General features: G+C 63.8%; 12 protein-coding genes. 9 read left to right on the top strand and 3 right to left on the bottom strand.

Annotated elements, in window-relative coordinates:
• Positions 1–20 precede the first annotated feature (20 nt).
• Both AB2N08_RS18740 and murB read right to left on the bottom strand, forming a co-directional pair.
• Positions 21–728 (bottom strand): SDR family oxidoreductase, encoded by a 708-nt coding sequence (locus tag AB2N08_RS18740; protein ID WP_367612409.1) that lies wholly within the window; start codon positions 726–728, stop codon positions 21–23.
• A gap of 10 nt (positions 729–738) precedes the next feature.
• Positions 739–1,767 (bottom strand): UDP-N-acetylmuramate dehydrogenase, encoded by a 1,029-nt coding sequence (gene murB / locus AB2N08_RS18735; protein ID WP_367612489.1) that lies wholly within the window; start codon positions 1,765–1,767, stop codon positions 739–741.
• Positions 1,768–1,922: 155 nt separating this feature from the next.
• Between murB and AB2N08_RS18730 the strand changes: the two genes are divergently transcribed.
• From AB2N08_RS18730 to AB2N08_RS18710, 5 genes are all read left to right on the top strand, one after another.
• The gene (locus tag AB2N08_RS18730; RefSeq protein WP_367612408.1) at positions 1,923–2,408 is read left to right on the top strand and encodes a YajQ family cyclic di-GMP-binding protein; all 486 of its coding nucleotides are present in this window, start codon (positions 1,923–1,925) and stop codon (positions 2,406–2,408) included.
• A gap of 165 nt (positions 2,409–2,573) precedes the next feature.
• Positions 2,574–3,842, top strand: a complete 1,269-nt coding sequence (locus AB2N08_RS18725; RefSeq protein ID WP_367612407.1) for a nitronate monooxygenase — start codon at positions 2,574–2,576, stop codon at positions 3,840–3,842.
• Positions 3,843–4,046: 204 nt separating this feature from the next.
• A complete protein-coding gene (locus AB2N08_RS18720; RefSeq protein WP_367612405.1) occupies positions 4,047–6,350 on the top strand; it encodes an FdhF/YdeP family oxidoreductase in 2,304 nt (767 codons plus the stop codon).
• Positions 6,347–7,204: a formate dehydrogenase accessory sulfurtransferase FdhD gene (fdhD, locus tag AB2N08_RS18715; protein WP_367612403.1), complete on the top strand. Its 858-nt coding sequence runs from the start codon at positions 6,347–6,349 to the stop codon at positions 7,202–7,204. Before AB2N08_RS18720 ends, fdhD begins: the two co-directional genes overlap by 4 nt.
• A 107-nt stretch (positions 7,205–7,311) precedes the next feature.
• Entirely contained in the window at positions 7,312–9,675 is a 2,364-nt protein-coding gene (locus tag AB2N08_RS18710; RefSeq protein ID WP_367612402.1) for a putative bifunctional diguanylate cyclase/phosphodiesterase, read from the top strand.
• A 19-nt stretch (positions 9,676–9,694) separates the two neighbouring features.
• On the opposite strand, the gene AB2N08_RS18705 is transcribed toward AB2N08_RS18710, so the two are convergent.
• Positions 9,695–10,633, bottom strand: a complete 939-nt coding sequence (locus tag AB2N08_RS18705; protein ID WP_367612401.1) for an exopolyphosphatase — start codon at positions 10,631–10,633, stop codon at positions 9,695–9,697.
• 257 nt (positions 10,634–10,890) lie between these two features.
• Here AB2N08_RS18705 and AB2N08_RS18700 point away from each other — a divergent pair, with 257 nt between their 5' ends.
• The 4 genes from AB2N08_RS18700 (at position 10,891) to AB2N08_RS18685 (ending at position 15,463) form a co-directional block, all read left to right on the top strand.
• On the top strand, positions 10,891–12,192 hold the full coding sequence (locus tag AB2N08_RS18700) for a sensor histidine kinase (protein ID WP_367612399.1): 1,302 nt from the start codon (positions 10,891–10,893) through the stop codon (positions 12,190–12,192).
• A gap of 88 nt (positions 12,193–12,280) precedes the next feature.
• Positions 12,281–13,042 carry a LytR/AlgR family response regulator transcription factor gene (locus AB2N08_RS18695; protein ID WP_367612398.1) on the top strand — a complete coding sequence of 254 codons (762 nt, stop codon included), beginning with the start codon at positions 12,281–12,283 and terminating at the stop codon, positions 13,040–13,042.
• A gap of 120 nt (positions 13,043–13,162) precedes the next feature.
• Entirely contained in the window at positions 13,163–14,269 is a 1,107-nt protein-coding gene (locus AB2N08_RS18690) for a PAS domain-containing sensor histidine kinase (protein ID WP_367612397.1), read from the top strand.
• 153 nt (positions 14,270–14,422) lie between these two features.
• Positions 14,423–15,463 (top strand): porin, encoded by a 1,041-nt coding sequence (locus tag AB2N08_RS18685; RefSeq protein WP_367612396.1) that lies wholly within the window; start codon positions 14,423–14,425, stop codon positions 15,461–15,463.
• Positions 15,464–15,828: the final 365 nt, after the last annotated feature.

Here is a 15,828-nt window from a genome sequence, read left to right as displayed (position 1 = left end):
ACAAGAAATTGGCTTGATCGTCAGTTGCGCAGATCGTCGACCGCTTCGGCCCCGAAACCAGCCGCGAGCAGGTAGTCGGCCAGATTGCGCGCGCAGTCCTCGGGCGAGGTCAAACCGCCGCTCTCTTTCATCTCGACAAAGCGCTCGCGCAGCGGGAAATTGCCCTCGGGCGTGGCACGGATCGCCGCCTGCATATCGGTATCGATCACACCCGGCGCCAGGCTCACCGCCAGCACGCGCGGATCGCCATCGAGCTGCACGGCGCGCACATGATGGTCGAGCGCGGCTTTCGTCGCACAATAGACCGCCCAGCCGGGATATGCATTACGCCCTGCTCCGCTCGAGACGTGCAGGATGCGCCGCGCCGCGTCTGGCGCGGCTTGCACGAAGGCGGCGGCCAGCGCCAGCGGCGCGCCCACATTGAGCAGCACCGCCTGCAGCACGGCAGCGGGATCTTGCGCGGCAAGCTGCCCCACCGGTGTGACGACGCCGGCATTGTTGACGAGACAGGCCTCGTCGGCGCCGGCAAGGAAGTCGCGCAGTGATGGACCGGCGAGCCAGGCCTGCAATGCGGCAGCATCAGCCATATCGACCTCGGCCTGCTCGATGCCGGCAAGCGGCGAGCGCCCACGCGCCAGGCCCAGCACGGCAATCCCGCGCGATTGCAGTTCGGCCGCGATGGCGGCGCCGAGGCCACGCGTGTGGCCGGTGACGATGGCTTTCTTCATGGAGCGTTCCTTAAATGAATACGGGTTCCGGTTCGAGCGCCACACCGAAGCGCGCCGCGACATCGGCCTGGATCGCGGCGGCCAGCCGCACCACGTCCTGGCCAGTGGCCTGCCCAAGATTTACCAGCACCAGCGCCTGCTTGTGATACACCCCGGCGGCGCCCAGGTGCTTCCCCTTCCAGCCGCATTGGTCGATCAGCCAGCCCGCCGCCAGCTTGAACGTGCCGTCCGGCTGCGCGTGGTGCACCAGGTTCGGGAACAGCCCGACCAGGCGCGCGCATTCGGCGCTTGAAACCACGGGATTCTTGAAGAAGCTGCCGGCGTTGCCGATCTCGCGCGGATCGGGCAGCTTGCGGCGCCGGATCGCCTCGACCAGCAGGCCGACGTCGTTGGGCGTGGGCGCAATCAATGCTGCTTCCTGCACCGCGTTGCCCAGCTCGGCGTAGCGCAGGTTCGGCTGCCATGCGGCTGGCAAGGCGAAGGTCACGTCCAGCACGATCAAATCAGCCCCGTCAGGATGCTTGAAGATGCTGTCGCGGTAGCCGAAGCGGCAGGCGGCGGCGTCGAGTGTGCGAACTGCCCCGCTGGCCATGTCGTACGCCGTGAGGCTATGGAACACATCCCTGGTCTCAACACCGTACGCGCCCACGTTCTGGATCGGCGCGGCGCCCACCGTGCCCGGGATGAGCGACAGGTTTTCCAGCCCGCCGATGCCCTGCTCCAGCGTGAAGCGCACGAAGCCGTGCCAGCCTTCGCCCGCTTGGGCACGCACCAGGGTCTTGCCATTCTCTTCACCGATGATCGCGCGCCCCTGCCCCGTCATGTGCAGCACGAGGCCATCGACATCGCGCGTCAACAGCAGGTTGCTGCCGCCACCGAGCACCAGGCGCGGCAAGCCCGACAGCGCCGGATCGGCGCGCACCGCATCCAGCTGCTGCGCGCCGTCCACGCGCAGGTAATGGCGCGCGCGCGCGGGAATGCGAAAGGTATTGAATGCGTCAAGTGGCTGGTCGTGGACGATGGACAGGGAGGGATGCATGGCAAGGCGGGGTAAAAGCAGCATGAAAGTGTCGTTTCATTATAGTGGTTCGTGCATCCCCGGCCTTTCAATCGGGCGAAACCGTCGCGATTCGGGCCGCCGTCCGCTAAAATAGAGGGATTCATCTACATGCAATACATAAAAAAGGACACCCCATGCCATCGTTTGATGTCGTCTGCGAAGCAGACATGATCGAAGTAAAGAACGCGGTCGAACAATCGAACAAGGAAATCACGACCCGTTTCGATTTCAAGGGCAGCTCGGCGAACGTCGAACAGAAAGAGCGCGAACTGACGCTGCTGGCCGATTCCGACTTCCAGCTCAGCCAGGTCAAGGATGTCTTGATCAACAAAATGGCCAAGCGCAAGGTTGACGTGCGCTTCCTCGACGAAGGCAAGGTCGAGAAAATCGGCGGCGACAAGGTCAAGCTGGTGATCAAGGTGCGCAACGGCATCGAGACCGAAGACGCCAAGAAAATCACCAAGCTGGTCAAGGAAAGCAAGATGAAGGTGCAGGCCAGCATCCAGGGCGAATCGGTGCGCATCACCGGCGCCAAGCGCGACGACCTGCAGACCGCCATGGCCATGCTGCGCAAGGACGTGCAAGAGCTGCCACTGGCGTTCAACAACTTCCGCGACTAAGCTGAGTTAGCGCGTTGCAACGGGCCGGAACGACCGGCCCGGGTACCGGGCGCTACGTGGACAATGTGTCCGCCGAGCCCTTGTAACGCTTGGAGTAAAATGGCGTCGTGTACGCTGTCGGGCACCGCAGCCACTCCGAGCAGATTAGGTAGTCTAAGGATAGCAATGAAACGTGTTGATGATTTCCGCCTGCGCATGGGCAACAAGGAATACGTGCCCATCATGATTGGCGGAATGGGTGTGGACATTTCGACGTCCGAGCTGGCGCTGGAAGCGGCCCGCCTGGGCGGTATCGGCCATATCTCCGATGCAATGTCGCAGGACGTGTCCGACCGCAAGTTCGACACCACCTACGTCAAAGAGAAAACCAAGACCTACAAGTTCAACATCAACAATATGAACAAGGCGGTGGTCCAGTTCGACCTGGATCACCTGGCCGAGGCCACCCGCCGGCACGTCAGTTCCACCATGGAAGCGAAGAAAGGCAATGGCCTGATCTACGTGAACTGCATGGAAAAGCTGACCATGAACGCGCCGAAGGAAACGCTGCGCGTGCGCCTGGCGTCGGCCCTGGACGGCGGCATCGACGGCATCACGCTGTCGGCCGGCCTGCACCTGGGTTCGTTCGAGCTGATCAAGGATCACCCGCGCTTCCGCGACGCCCACCTGGGCATCATCGTCTCGTCCGTGCGCGCGCTGCAACTGTTCCTGCGTAAAGTCTCGCGCCTGGACCGCAAGCCCGACTTCGTCATCGTCGAAGGTCCGCTGGCCGGCGGCCACCTGGGCTTCGGCATGGACGACTGGAAGCAATATGACCTGCACACGATCATGGACGAGATCCACGCGTTCATGAAGGCCGAGCAACTGGGTATTCCGGTGATTGCAGCCGGTGGCGTGTTCACCGGTTCGGACGCGGTGAGCTTCCTCGAAAAAGGTGCGGCCGGCGTGCAGGTTGCCACGCGCTTCACGGTCACCAGCGAATGCGGCTTGCCCGACAACGTCAAGCAGGAATACTTCCGCGCCAGCGAAGAAGACATCGAAGTCAATGGCGTCTCGCCAACCGGCTATCCGATGCGCATGCTCAAGAATACGCCGGCGATCGGTTCCGGGATCCGGCCAGGTTGCGAATCGTATGGTTATCTGCTCGATGCGACCGGCAACTGCTCGTACATCAATGCGTACAATCGCGAAGTGCAGGCGCATCCCGAGCTGAAAAAAGTCACGGTGATGGACAAGACCTGCCTGTGCACGCATATGCGCAACTTCAATTGCTGGACTTGCGGGCATTACACGTACCGTTTGAAGGATACGTCGCATCTGCTGGCCGATGGTAATTACCAGATCCTGAGCGCGGAACACGTCTTCAAGGATTACCAGTTCAGCGTGAACAACGAGATTGCGCTGCCGGAGAAACAGGAGATCGTGGCTGCGTAAACGCATTCCAGCCGCAATCTTTCTTGATTAGTCAGATCTGAAACCGTCATTCCCGCCTGCGCGGGAATGACGGTTTTACGTTAGCGACCAATACAAATGCCGCTGACCCGCTCCTGCCCCGCCATCGCCGCTGAATGTGCGCACCCGCACCGAGCCCTTGCCCCACGACCGCTACGGTAACCATTCCATCAGCAGGAGTGAGCAATGAGCGAAGAGAAAAAGCAGGTACGTATCGAATCGGCGACCATGCCGGCGGGCGGCTGGGGTTCCGTCGGCGATGTCCGCACGATCTTGTTGGACCAGAACGTGGTCGTGAAAGACACCGCCCTGCTGCTCAAGCAAAACAAGGCTGACGGCTTCGCCTGCGTGAGCTGTGCCTGGGCCAAGCCGGCCAATCCGCACCCGTTTGAATTCTGCGCCAGCGGCGCCAAGGCGACTGCCTGGGAGACCACCAGCAAGTCCATTGGCGCCGACTTTTTCCAGCAGCACACCTTGAGCGAACTGGAATCTTGGAGCGATCATGCACTCGAAGACCACGGCCGCTTGAGCACGCCGCTGCGCTACGACGCTGCCAGCGACAAATACCTGCCGGTGGACTGGGACGTGGCGTTCGCCGAGATCGGCGCCGCACTGCGCGGGTTCGACCGCAAGCAGGTCGTGTTCTACGCCTCGGGCCGCGCGTCGCTCGAGACGTCGTATATGTACCAGCTGCTGGCGCGCATGTACGGCAATAACAACCTGCCGGACAGCTCGAACATGTGCCACGAAAGCACGTCGGTCGGCTTGCAAAAGACCATCGGCGTGGGCGTGGGCACCGTCAAGCTGAGCGACTTCGAGCACACCGACTGCATCCTGTTCTTCGGCCAGAACGTGGGCGTGAACAGCCCGCGCATGCTGCACCAGCTGCAAGAGGCGCGCAAACGCGACGTGCCGATCATCACCTTCAATCCGCTGCGCGAACGCGGGCTGGTGAGTTTCACCAATCCGCAGTCGCCGCTGGAGATGCTCACCGGCCAGGAAACGGCGATCTCTACCCAATACCACCAGGTCAAGCCGGGCGGCGACACGGCCGTGATCATGGGCATGTGCAAGGCGATCTTCGCGTTCGACGATGCGGCGCAGGCCAATAACGCACAGCGCGTCATCGACATCGCGTTCGTTCAGGAGCACACCAACGGCTTCGCCGCATTCGAGGCCGCCGTGCGCGCCTGTACCTGGCAAGCGATCGAGCGCGAATCGGGCCTGGGGCGAGCGTCGATCGAAGAAGCGGCCAGCGTGTATTGCAAGGCCGGCGCGGCGATGGGCGTGTACGGCATGGGCCTGACCCAGCACCGCAACGGCGTGCAGAACGTCACGATGCTGGTCAACCTGCTGCTGTTGCGCGGCAATATCGGCAAGCCGGGCGCCGGGATCTGCCCGGTGCGGGGCCACTCGAACGTGCAGGGCCAACGCACGGTCGGCATCACCGAAAAGCCTGAATTGGCGCCGCTCGACAAGCTCAAGGCGCAATTCAATTTCGAGCCGCCGCGCGACCCGGGTCTCACCACGGTAGATGCCTGCGAGGCCATACTCAAGCACGAGCTGCAGGCGTTCATCGGCCTGGGCGGGAATTTCCTGCGCGCAGTACCGGAAACCGTGCTGATGGAAGCGGCCTGGCGCGCGCTGCCGCTGACGGTGCAGATCGCCACCAAGCTCAACCGCAACCACGTGATCCACGGCAAGGCCGCCTACCTGCTGCCATGCCTGGGCCGTATTGAAATCGACCGCCAGGGTTCGGGCGACCAGGCCGTGTCGATCGAAGACAGCACATCGCATATGCACGGCTCACGCGGCATGACCGAGCCGGCCGCTCCCGGCTTGCTGTCCGAGCCGGCCATCGTGGCCGGCATCGCCAAGGCGACGCTCGACGCCAACCCAACTGTCGACTGGGATACCTGGGTGGCCGACTACAGCACCATCCGCACCGCCATGGGCGTGACCTTCCCCGAGATTTTCGGCAGCCTGAACGAGCGCATGTGGACGCCGGGCGGCTACCGCAAGCCGCTCGCCGCCGCCGAGCGCGTCTGGAAGACCGAGAGCGGCAAGGCCGAATTCACGGTGCCCGATGAATTGCCGGGCAACCCGGACCTGGCCGGCGGCCCGGACATCCTGCGCCTGTTCACGATCCGCAGCGACGGCCAGTTCAACACGACCATCTACAGCAACGACGACCGCTTCCGCGGGGTGAGCGGCAGCCGCATGGTGCTGTTCATGAGCGCAACCGACATGGCGCGCTACGGCCTGGGCCAGGGCGACGTGGTCACCCTGCGCACGCATGCCGACGACGGCGTCGATCGTCGTGTGGAAGGTTTGCAGATCGTGCCGTACGACGTGCCGGCCGGCTGCATCGCCGGCTACTACCCGGAGTGCAATCCCCTGATCCCGCTGTGGCACCACGCCAAGGAAAGCAAGGTGCCGGCCGCGAAAGCCATCGACGTGCTGCTCGAACGCAGTGCTGGCCCGGCATGAACGCGCGCGCATCCTTCCCCGGCGACGGCGGGCCGGACTTCCCCGTCGCCAGCAGCGTGCCGGCCGCCTGCTGGCAGGCCGGCGCGAGTGCGGCGCTGGACGAAGTGCTGGCCGAGGAAGTGCCGGTCGCGCTCGTTTATAACGGCGTCAGCCACGCCGTGATGCTGGCCTCGCCGCAGGACCTGGACGACTTTGCGCTGGGCTTTTCGCTGTCCGAGCGCATCGTGCGCCAGGTAGCGGACATCCGCGATATCGCCATCGATGTGGGTGTGCACGGCATCACGATCTCGATGGAGATTGCCCCGGGCGCCATGGCGCGTTTCAAGGAAGCACGGCGGGCACGTACCGGCAAGACCGGCTGCGGCCTGTGCGGCGTGGATAGCCTGGCCTGGTTCGAGCGCGAGACCGGCCTGGCGGACGCGCGCGATGGCGGCGCGCACTGCGTGGACACGCAGTTCGCCCCTGACGCCCTGCACCGCGCCATGGCGGCGATGGCCGCGCGCCAATGCCTGCACCACGCGACCGGCGCCGTGCATGCGGCCGGCTGGGCCGACCGCGACGGCGTGCTGCGCACCGTGCGTGAAGACGTCGGTCGCCACAATGCGCTGGATAAATTGATTGGAGCCTTGGCCGGCGACGGCGTGCAGGCAGCAAGCGGCTTCGTCGTCGTCACGAGCCGCGCCAGTTTCGAGATGGTGCAAAAGACGGCGCGCGCCGGTATCGCGCTGCTGGCGGCCATCTCGGCGCCCACGGCGATGGCAGTGCGCCTGGCCGACTCGGCTGGCGTGACGCTGGCCGGCTTCGTGCGCGCTGGCCGCCACGTCGTCTACAGCCATCCGCAGCGCCTGGCATGACACCCCGCGCACGCCTCACGCGCCGCTTGCCACAACCTTCTTGAACGGGTATATGCTGAGAACATGCGCGCGTCCGACGCTGCGCGATGCGAGAGAGGCGGCCCGCCATGTCAACGTTTGCCCCTGCCGAGGATGTCAGCTTTCTGGCTGATCACGCGGGCATCATCATCAGCTGGAACCCGGCTTGTGCGGCGCTGTTCAGGTGCGCGGCGGGCGACGCGATCGGTCAACCGGCCGCCAGCCTGCTGGCCGGCGCCAACTGGCTGGCCCTCGAGAGCGCCGGCCGGGGCCACACCGAGCTACCGACCAACGCTGGCCCCCGCCCCGCCAGCATCGTCGTGGCGCCGCAAGTCGGCCTCGACGGTGCGCCCTGCATCTATAGCGTCAGCGTCACATTGTCAGAAATCGGCATATCCGAAGGCGAACGCCTCGGCGCGACGCCCCTGTCTGCCGTCGTCGACCTGTTGCCGGGCACGTTCTACATCATGAACCGCGAAGGCCGTATCCTGCTGTGGAACCATAATCTCGAGCGGGTGTGCGAAATGATGCCCGACGAAATTGCGGCCGCCAACGGCATCGGCATGCTCGACCCCAATGACCGTCCGAACGCGATCAGGCAGATCGACGCCATGTTCGACAACAATACCGAGCTCGCACTGGAAATCGACTACGTCGCGCGCAGCGGCCGCGAGACGCCGATGCTGCTGCGCGGTGCGCGCATCGATTGCAACGGCGGCCAGTACCTGTTCGGGATGGGCATCGACATCTCCAGGCGACGCGAGCGCGAACGCCAGATGGTGCTGTACCGGCGCGCTCTCAATGCCGCCAGCAACGGGGTCATCATCGCCCACGACACCGGGCCCGACCACCTGATCGAATACGTCAACCCCGCGTTCGAGCGCATCACCGGCTACAGTGCCGAAGAAGCGGTCGGCCGCGATCCGCGCTTCATGGCCGCGCCGGGCCTCGATGCCGACGAACGCAGCCGCATGCGCCAGGCGCTGCGCGAGCACCGTTCGGTGCATGTCGTGCTGCGCAACCTGCGCAAGAATGGCGAGCTGTTCTGGAGCGACCTGCACATCACGCCGGTGTACGACGAGAACGGCAAGGTCACGCATTTCATCGGCATCATCATCGACGTCACCGCCAGCAAGCAGCGCGCCGACCACCTCGAACACGAAGTCAACCATGACAGCCTGACCGGCCTGGCTAACCGCACGCTGCTGTGGGACCGGCTCGAGCATGCCTTGCACCTGGCCCAGCGCCACCAGACGCTGGTGGCCACGGTGCTGATCGACCTGGACGGGTTCAAGGCCATCAACGACACCTTCGGGCACGATGCGGGCGACGCCGTGCTCAAGGTGGTGGCGCGGCGCCTGCAATCGGCCGTGCGCGACAGCGACACGGTGGCGCGCATGTCGGGCGACGAATTCGTGATGGTGCTGGTCGACCAGCCGAGCTTGCGCTTCACGCTGCGCATGGTCGAGCGGGTGCGGCGCGCGCTGGTCATGCCGGTCGCGTTCGGCGGCAACGAGATTCCCGTGGGCGCCAGCCTGGGCGTGGCCGCCTATCCGCACGATGGCGCCACGCCGGGCGACCTGATCCGCGCAGCCGACATGGCGATGTACCGCGCCAAGCAGAACGGCGGCGGCGTGCATTTCTATTCCAGCGAAATGCGCGTGGCCAGCGAGGCGCGCGCCGCACTGGCCGACAGCATGAAGAATGCGCTCGACCAGAATCAATTGTTTTTACTGTTCCAGCCACGGATGGAAGCGCGCAGCGGCAAGGTGCGCGGGTTCGAAGCGCTGCTGCGCTGGCACCATCCCGAGCATGGCGTGATGCTGCCGGCGGCGTTCCTGGCCGAGGCCGAAGAAAGCGGGCAGATCGTCGAGATCGGCGGCTGGGTGCTGGACCAGGCCTGCGCTTTCGCGCGCGACCTGCGCGGCGCCGGTTACGCGGGGCTGCCGGTGGCGGTGAACGTGTCGCGCCGCGAATACAGCCGGCCCGATTTTACTGGCGGCATCGCCCAGCGCATGCTGGATCATGGGTTACCGCCCGGGAGCCTCGAAATCGAAATCCCCGAAGCCGACCTGATCCGCAATCCGGGACTGGGGCGCGACCTGGCGGTGCAGTTGCGCGAAGTGGGCGCGATGCTGTCGATCGACCAGTTCGGGCGCGGGATTTCCGACCTGGCGTTCTTGCAGCAATTGTCGGTGCGCCAGGTGAAGCTGTCACGGGTAGCCGTGCATGACATCGCCGACCACGGCCGGGGCGGCTCGCTGGCCAAGACCCTGATCGACATCGGGCACAATCTCGATATCACGGTGGTCGGCGAAGCGGTGGAGACCGAGGTGCAGGTGGACTTCTTGCGCAGCCACGGGTGCGACCAGATGCAGGGGCAGTGGTTCAGCGAACCGCTGTCGGCCGCTGCGGCGCGCGATTTGCTGGCGCAGCGGCAGCACATGCTCTGAACCGGGGTGGCACACGCGCTCACCCCTCCTTCGTAATCCGCCACACCAGCGCGCCCAGCACGTCTTCAGCCAACTCGTTGGCGACCTGGCACGTGCCGGCATTCTCGTGCCCGCCTCCGCCGTATTCCAGCATCAGTGCGCCGATATTCGTCTTTGCACTGCGGTTGATGATCGATTTGCCGGTCGCGAATACCGTGTTCTGGCGCTTCAGGCCCCACAGCACGTGGATCGATATATTCGTCTCGGGATACAAGGCATAGATGATGAACCGGTTGCCGGCATAAATCACGGCCTCGTCACGCAGATCGAGCACCACCAGGTTGGCGAGCACGCTGGCGCAGCGACCAATCTGCTGCTTGCACAGCGCGCTGTGTTCGCGATACAGCGCGATGCGTTCGCGCACGTCGGGCAAGGCCATCAAGCGTTCGATGTCGTAGGTTGCGCAATGATCGATCAGGTCCATCATGAGCTGGTAGTTGGAAATGCGAAAGCTGTGAAACCGCCCCAGTCCCGTGCGCGCATCCATCAAAAAATTGATCATGTCCCAGCCGTGCGGCACGAGCACGTCGTCGCGACTGAAGCGCGCCGCGTCGCCCTTGTCGACCGCCGCCATCATCGCGTTCCAGGCGCCGGGAAAGGTGTGCGCGCCGCCGTAGTGGTCGTACACCACACGCGCCGCCGATGGCGCGGCCGCGTTGATGATGTGGTTGGCCCGGCGCCCGGTGTTGCGGATGGTTTCCGACAGGTGGTGGTCAAACACCAGATGGGCGCCTGCCACGTACGGCAGATTGGTCGTGATGTCGCGCGCGCCGATGGCGATCTTGCCGTCCTGCATGTCCTTCGGATGGACAAACAGGATGTCGTCGATCAGGTCGAGATGCCGTAACAGCACCGCGCACACCAGGCCATCGAAATCACTACGGGTCACGAGACGGAATTTGTTCTGGATTACGGACATCTGGCATACCCTTTAGGCGTCAAGAATCAGGTGCGGCAGGTGGTGGTGATGCGCGTCGATCGTTCCTACCTTGCGATGTTTCCATTTGGTAGCGTTTGCGCTGGATCATTCCCTTGCCGCTCAAGCGCCGTCCATTCCCCGATTTATGCAGGCTGTCGCAGGGGGCTGGCCCTGACGCGCCCGGCGCGTTAAAGTTGCATCATTCCAACGGCCGACTTCTCCTGGCCGGTGCAGCAAACCTAGAGATCGACGACGCCATGCAAGCACGCTTCCCCACACAGCATTATCTGGCCGGCATCCTGTCCTGGCTCTACCGCGCCTTCGACGGGGTGGCGACCTGGGTTACCCAGCTTTCATGGTGGAAGTTTCTCCTGTTCGCTGGCCTGACCCTGACCGCCGCCGGCATCCTGCAAGAAGAATTGTTCAACGGCCCGGCCGAAGAAGAAATAGCCCGCGCCGAGCGCGATTCGGGCCGCCGCAGCGACGCCAGCATCCTGATCGACGAGAGCGGCATTCGCTTCAATCCCCGTACCCGCACGCGCCCGGCCGAACCGGCCCCGGCGACGACGCCCGAGACGCCGTCCGTGCCGGAGGTCCCGGATGCGCCCGATGCCCCACCGGGGCCGCCCGCCGCGCCAGCCGCGCCCGCAGCGCCCGCAGCGCCAGCGTCCAGTGCGGGCGCCGTGAACATTTCGCCGGGGAGCGACTCGGTGCACATCGAACTGCCGCCGCAGATCGGCGAAGAACTGTCGAACGCCATCGAGGCCGCCGTCGAAGATGCCGCCGAACAAAAGGTGTCGCGCTATCACAAGCAGGCATCGACCTGGTTCATGAACTTCGTCGTGCTCTTGCTGCTGGCCCTGTTCGGGACGAAGGCGCTGGTCGGCGGCAAGAAGCGCGCCGATGCCGAAGCCCAGGTCGCCAACGCTGCCGCCGAGCGCGAAGCGATGCAGCGCCAGCTGATGGAAACGAAAATGCAGATGATGCAGGCCCAGGTCGAACCGCACTTTCTGTTCAACACGCTGGCCTCGGTCGAGCACCTGATCCGGGTCGACCCGCCGCGCGCCTCGGCCATGCAGCGCAGCCTGATCCAGTACCTGCGCGCCGTGCTGCCGCAGATGCGCGACAACGCCGTGGTCACCGGCCTGGGGCGCGAGGTCGACATGGTCAACGCCTACCTGGATCTGCTCAGGATGCGGATGGAAGAACGCCTGACCGTCAACCTGCGCGTGCCCGACGGCCTGCGCAGCGCGGCGTTCCCGCCGATGATGCTGCAATCGATGGTCGAGAACGCCATCAAGCACGGCCTGGAGTGCAAGCCCGAAGGCGGCACCCTGAACATCGTCGCCGAAGTGGTGGACAGCCGGCTGCGCGTGACCGTCGCCGACGATGGCGTGGGCTTTGGCGTGATGCCAAGCGACGGGACCGGCCTGGGCCTGCAGACGATCCGCGAACGCCTGAAGTTGCTGCACGGCGATGCTGGCTGGCTGCATATCGGGGCCAATCAGCCAAGCGGCGTGATCGCGACGATCGAAGTGCCGTACCAGTTGTCGAAGTAAACAGCGCAGATCGACAGCTTGCCTGTTGGTCTGATTCATTGAATAATCATTCAATCACTTTTTAACACCATCCTGCCAAGAGACCACCATGCCGACTGCGATTATTGCCGATGACGAGAGACTGATGCGCGACCAGCTGCGCATGCGCCTGCAGGATGCCTGGCCAGAACTGCAGATCGTCGGCGAAGCGAAGAATGGTGAAGAAGCGGTGCAGCTGGTGGGCGAACTCAAGCCCGATCTGACCTTCCTCGACATCCGCATGCCCGGCAAGACCGGTATGGAAGCGGCGCGCGACATCGGCGACAAGAGCCTGATCGTGTTCGTGACGGCCTACGACCAATATGCGGTGGAAGCGTTCGAGCGCGGTGCGATCGACTACGTGCTCAAGCCTACCGAGCCAGACCGCCTGCGGGTAACAGTCGACCGCCTGAAAGAACGCCTCGAGCGGCCGCAAGAGAACGTGAACGACAGCGTCAGCGCCATGCTGAGCCAGCTGGCTGAAAAAATCGCCTTGCCCAAACCCAAGCACCTGCAATGGATCCAGGCCAGCATTGGCCAGGACCTGCGCATGATTCCGGTGGAAGATATCCTGTTCTTCCGGTCGGACGAGAAATACACCAGCGTGCAGACGAGCGGCTTCGAGGCGCTGATTCGCAAGCCCGTGCGCGACCTGGCTGACGAGCTCGACCCGTCGCTGTTCTGGCAGATCCATCGCGCGACGCTGGTCAACGTCAATGCCATCGAAGGCGTGACGCGCGACATCCGGGGCCGTCACCTTGTGATGGTCAAGGGCCGGCCCGAAAAACTCGAAGTCAGCCGCAGCTTCCTGCACCTGTTCAAGCAGATGTGACAGTGTGACCGGACGCGAGTGCCATTTCGTGCCTTGTGACCTCTCAAAGCCCGGTGAAAGCGTGCGGGTAATGTAGAAGACCCGGTCCACACCCGTGGCCATCTTCTCCACCATATCCGCATGCAACCCCAGCGCACGATGCGCCTGCGGCGCAACCGCAGACTTGACCAGCGTACCGCTCGCGCCTTCGACAGCCGGCGCATCCTGCACAGCGCGGGCGACGCCATCCTGTCGGTCGATCACGACACCACCATCCTGCTGGCCAACCCGGCCGCGGCGCACATGTTCAACACCAGCCTGACCGGCATGCAGGGCAGCCCGCTGGCGCGTTTCATCGTCACGCCCGGCATCGAAGCGCGCACCCCGCTCGACTATTTTCCGGCCGGCCTGAGCCGCGCGGGCCGGCGCGCCACCGACTACGCTGTCACCGGCATCCGCATCGACGGTGAGCGCTTTCCCATTGAAAGCTCGATCTCCAGCGTCGAGCACGAGGGCCGGCCGATCTACACGGTGATCCTGCGCGATGTATCAGAGCGGCAGTTGATCCAGCAAAAGCTGGCGCGCTCGCATGACCAGTTACGGCAACTGTCATCGGCGCTGCAAAGCATCCGCGAAGAAGAGCGCACCCATATTGCGCGCGAGCTGCACGACGACCTGGGGCAACTACTGGCGTCGCTGCGCATGGACCTCACGCTGATCGCGCGCGTGGATCACTTGCCCGAAGTCAGCGTGCGCCTGATCGGCGGCATGGAAACCAATCTGCTCACGGCCATCGCCTCGCTGCGCCGCATCGCCACCAATTTGCGGCCACGCGCGCTCGACGAAGGCGGCCTGTATTTCGCGCTGCAGGGCTTGCGCGACGAATTCACCGAGCGCCACGGCATCGCCTGCACGCTGCTGGCCGATGAGGCCGAACTACGGCTGGACGATGCCGCCAGCACCGTCATCTTTCGCATCGTGCAAGAGGCGCTGACCAATATCGCGCGCCACGCCGGCGCCCGGCAAGTGTACGTCAACCTGTACCGCCTCAATGGCTCGCTGCTCGTGACCATCCAGGATGACGGGCGCGGCATTCTCGCACAAGACATGGACAAAGCAGAGTCGCTGGGCCTGATCGGCATGCGCGAACGGGTCTGGGCGATGCACGGCGAAATCACGATTGCGGCGGACGAGCCGCCAGGCACGCGGATCGACATCGTGCTGCCCCTGAGCGGACACGCAAGCTAGCAAAACGAAGAATCAAGCATGAACTACTTCTATTGCGAAAATACAACAATGTCATGGTGTCATGAACTCGACATATAGGCTCGATAAGATCGCTGTCGATCTGAGTTGAAAGCAAAAACTCAACATCTTGTCGAAACCAAACTGGAGATCTTCATGAAGTATAAGTTCCTGGCCGCCGCCGTGCTGTCATCCCTGCCACTGTTCGCATCCGCCCAAACCAACGTCCAGATGTATGGCGTGATGGACGCGGCCGTCGCTCTCGAAGACACCGACGTGCCGGGTGAAGACCGTCGCACCACTGTCAGCTCGGGCAACCAGTCGAGCAGCCGTCTGGGCTTCCGCGGTACCGAAGATCTCGGCAATGGCCTGAAAGCGATGTTCAATATCGAAGCCGGCGTTGCACTGGACACCGGTGCGACTGACTCGCAAACCTTCGGCCGCCGCGCCGTGGTCGGCCTGCAAGGCAACTTCGGTACCGTGACCCTGGGCCGCGAGTACTCGCCAATCGCCGCTGTCGCCGCTGCGTCGGACATCAACGGCCAGGGCTTCTTCGGCAGCAATCTGTCGGGCTTCGGCACCAACAAGCTGACCCGTCGCCTGTCGAACTCGGTCAATTACAAATCGAACGACCTGTCGGGCCTCGTGCTCAACGCCGCTTACTCGACCGCCGAGAAGACCGTCGAGCCATCGGGCGACCTGTTGGGCGTGGCGCTTGAATACAAGATCGGTGGCCTGTACCTGGGCGCCGGTTACCACGCCATCGAGCGTCTGGCCTCGGGCGACGACAAGGAAATGGCCTTCGGCGCGGGCTACAAGTTCGGCGCGTTCGAAATCAAGGGTAATTACATGGAAGCCGAACTGGAAGGCACCACCGCCGCCAACGGCATCGAGTACAAGAACGCGAACATCGGTGCTTCGTACGCCATGGGCGCGAACAAGTTCTTCCTGAACTTCCAGCAGCAAAAGCTGAACAATGGCGCCAAGGGCAACACCGTGGCCGTGTCGTACGCCTACACCCTGTCGAAGCGCACCAGTTTCTACGGCACCTACGCGCAGCTGAGCAACAACAACCGCGCCGCGTTCGGCATCAACTCGTCGTCGAACAACGTGACCCCGGTCTCGACCGTGCCGACCGTCAGCGCCCTGAGCGCCGATCCATCGGTCCTGACCGTCGGTATCCGTCACGCGTTCTAAGTACCAAGTATGGGCCCGCGCACGCTGCCACCGGCGGCGTGTGACGGCGCCCGTCAGCCCCTGCGTCCGCGGGGGCGTTTGATGCCGGCTGCGCCGGCATTTTTCATTGGTGGGGTAGGTAGGTTGGACAGCCGGTGAACAAGCTGTTTTGTTAGCCTCAAAACCGTCGTTCCCGCGCAGGCGGGAACCTAAGTGTCGCCGGCTAGCGGCCTAAAAACCGACCTCCGATGAGCGTTCGGGCTACGCAAGAGAATGAACATTCTGTAACTTCACTTAGATTCCCGCCTGCGCGCACTGCTGTCCGGAATAATCTTGTTGACTGTCGCATCAGAATAGACATCCCTGATTTTTGATCTCGGCCTGTC

Source organism: Massilia aurea (genome assembly GCF_040790145.1).
Lineage (GTDB): Bacteria > Pseudomonadota > Gammaproteobacteria > Burkholderiales > Burkholderiaceae_D > Telluria > Telluria aurea_C.
This window is presented reverse-complemented; position numbering and strand designations above follow the sequence as displayed.

Bases quoted from the DNA above. Each gene is read 5' to 3' on its own strand.
- fdhD (WP_367612403.1), top strand. From the start codon at position 6,347: ATGAACGCGCGCGCATCCTTCCCCGGCGACGGCGGGCCGGACTTCCCC.
- AB2N08_RS18740 (WP_367612409.1), bottom strand. From the start codon at position 728: ATGAAGAAAGCCATCGTCACCGGCCACACGCGTGGCCTCGGCGCCGCC.
- AB2N08_RS18705 (WP_367612401.1), bottom strand. From the start codon at position 10,633: ATGTCCGTAATCCAGAACAAATTCCGTCTCGTGACCCGTAGTGATTTC.
- AB2N08_RS18710 (WP_367612402.1), top strand. From the start codon at position 7,312: ATGTCAACGTTTGCCCCTGCCGAGGATGTCAGCTTTCTGGCTGATCAC.
- AB2N08_RS18690 (WP_367612397.1), top strand. From the start codon at position 13,163: ATGCAACCCCAGCGCACGATGCGCCTGCGGCGCAACCGCAGACTTGAC.
- AB2N08_RS18720 (WP_367612405.1), top strand. From the start codon at position 4,047: ATGAGCGAAGAGAAAAAGCAGGTACGTATCGAATCGGCGACCATGCCG.
- AB2N08_RS18685 (WP_367612396.1), top strand. From the start codon at position 14,423: ATGAAGTATAAGTTCCTGGCCGCCGCCGTGCTGTCATCCCTGCCACTG.
- AB2N08_RS18700 (WP_367612399.1), top strand. From the start codon at position 10,891: ATGCAAGCACGCTTCCCCACACAGCATTATCTGGCCGGCATCCTGTCC.
- murB (WP_367612489.1), bottom strand. From the start codon at position 1,767: ATGCATCCCTCCCTGTCCATCGTCCACGACCAGCCACTTGACGCATTC.
- AB2N08_RS18725 (WP_367612407.1), top strand. From the start codon at position 2,574: ATGAAACGTGTTGATGATTTCCGCCTGCGCATGGGCAACAAGGAATAC.
- AB2N08_RS18695 (WP_367612398.1), top strand. From the start codon at position 12,281: ATGCCGACTGCGATTATTGCCGATGACGAGAGACTGATGCGCGACCAG.
- AB2N08_RS18730 (WP_367612408.1), top strand. From the start codon at position 1,923: ATGCCATCGTTTGATGTCGTCTGCGAAGCAGACATGATCGAAGTAAAG.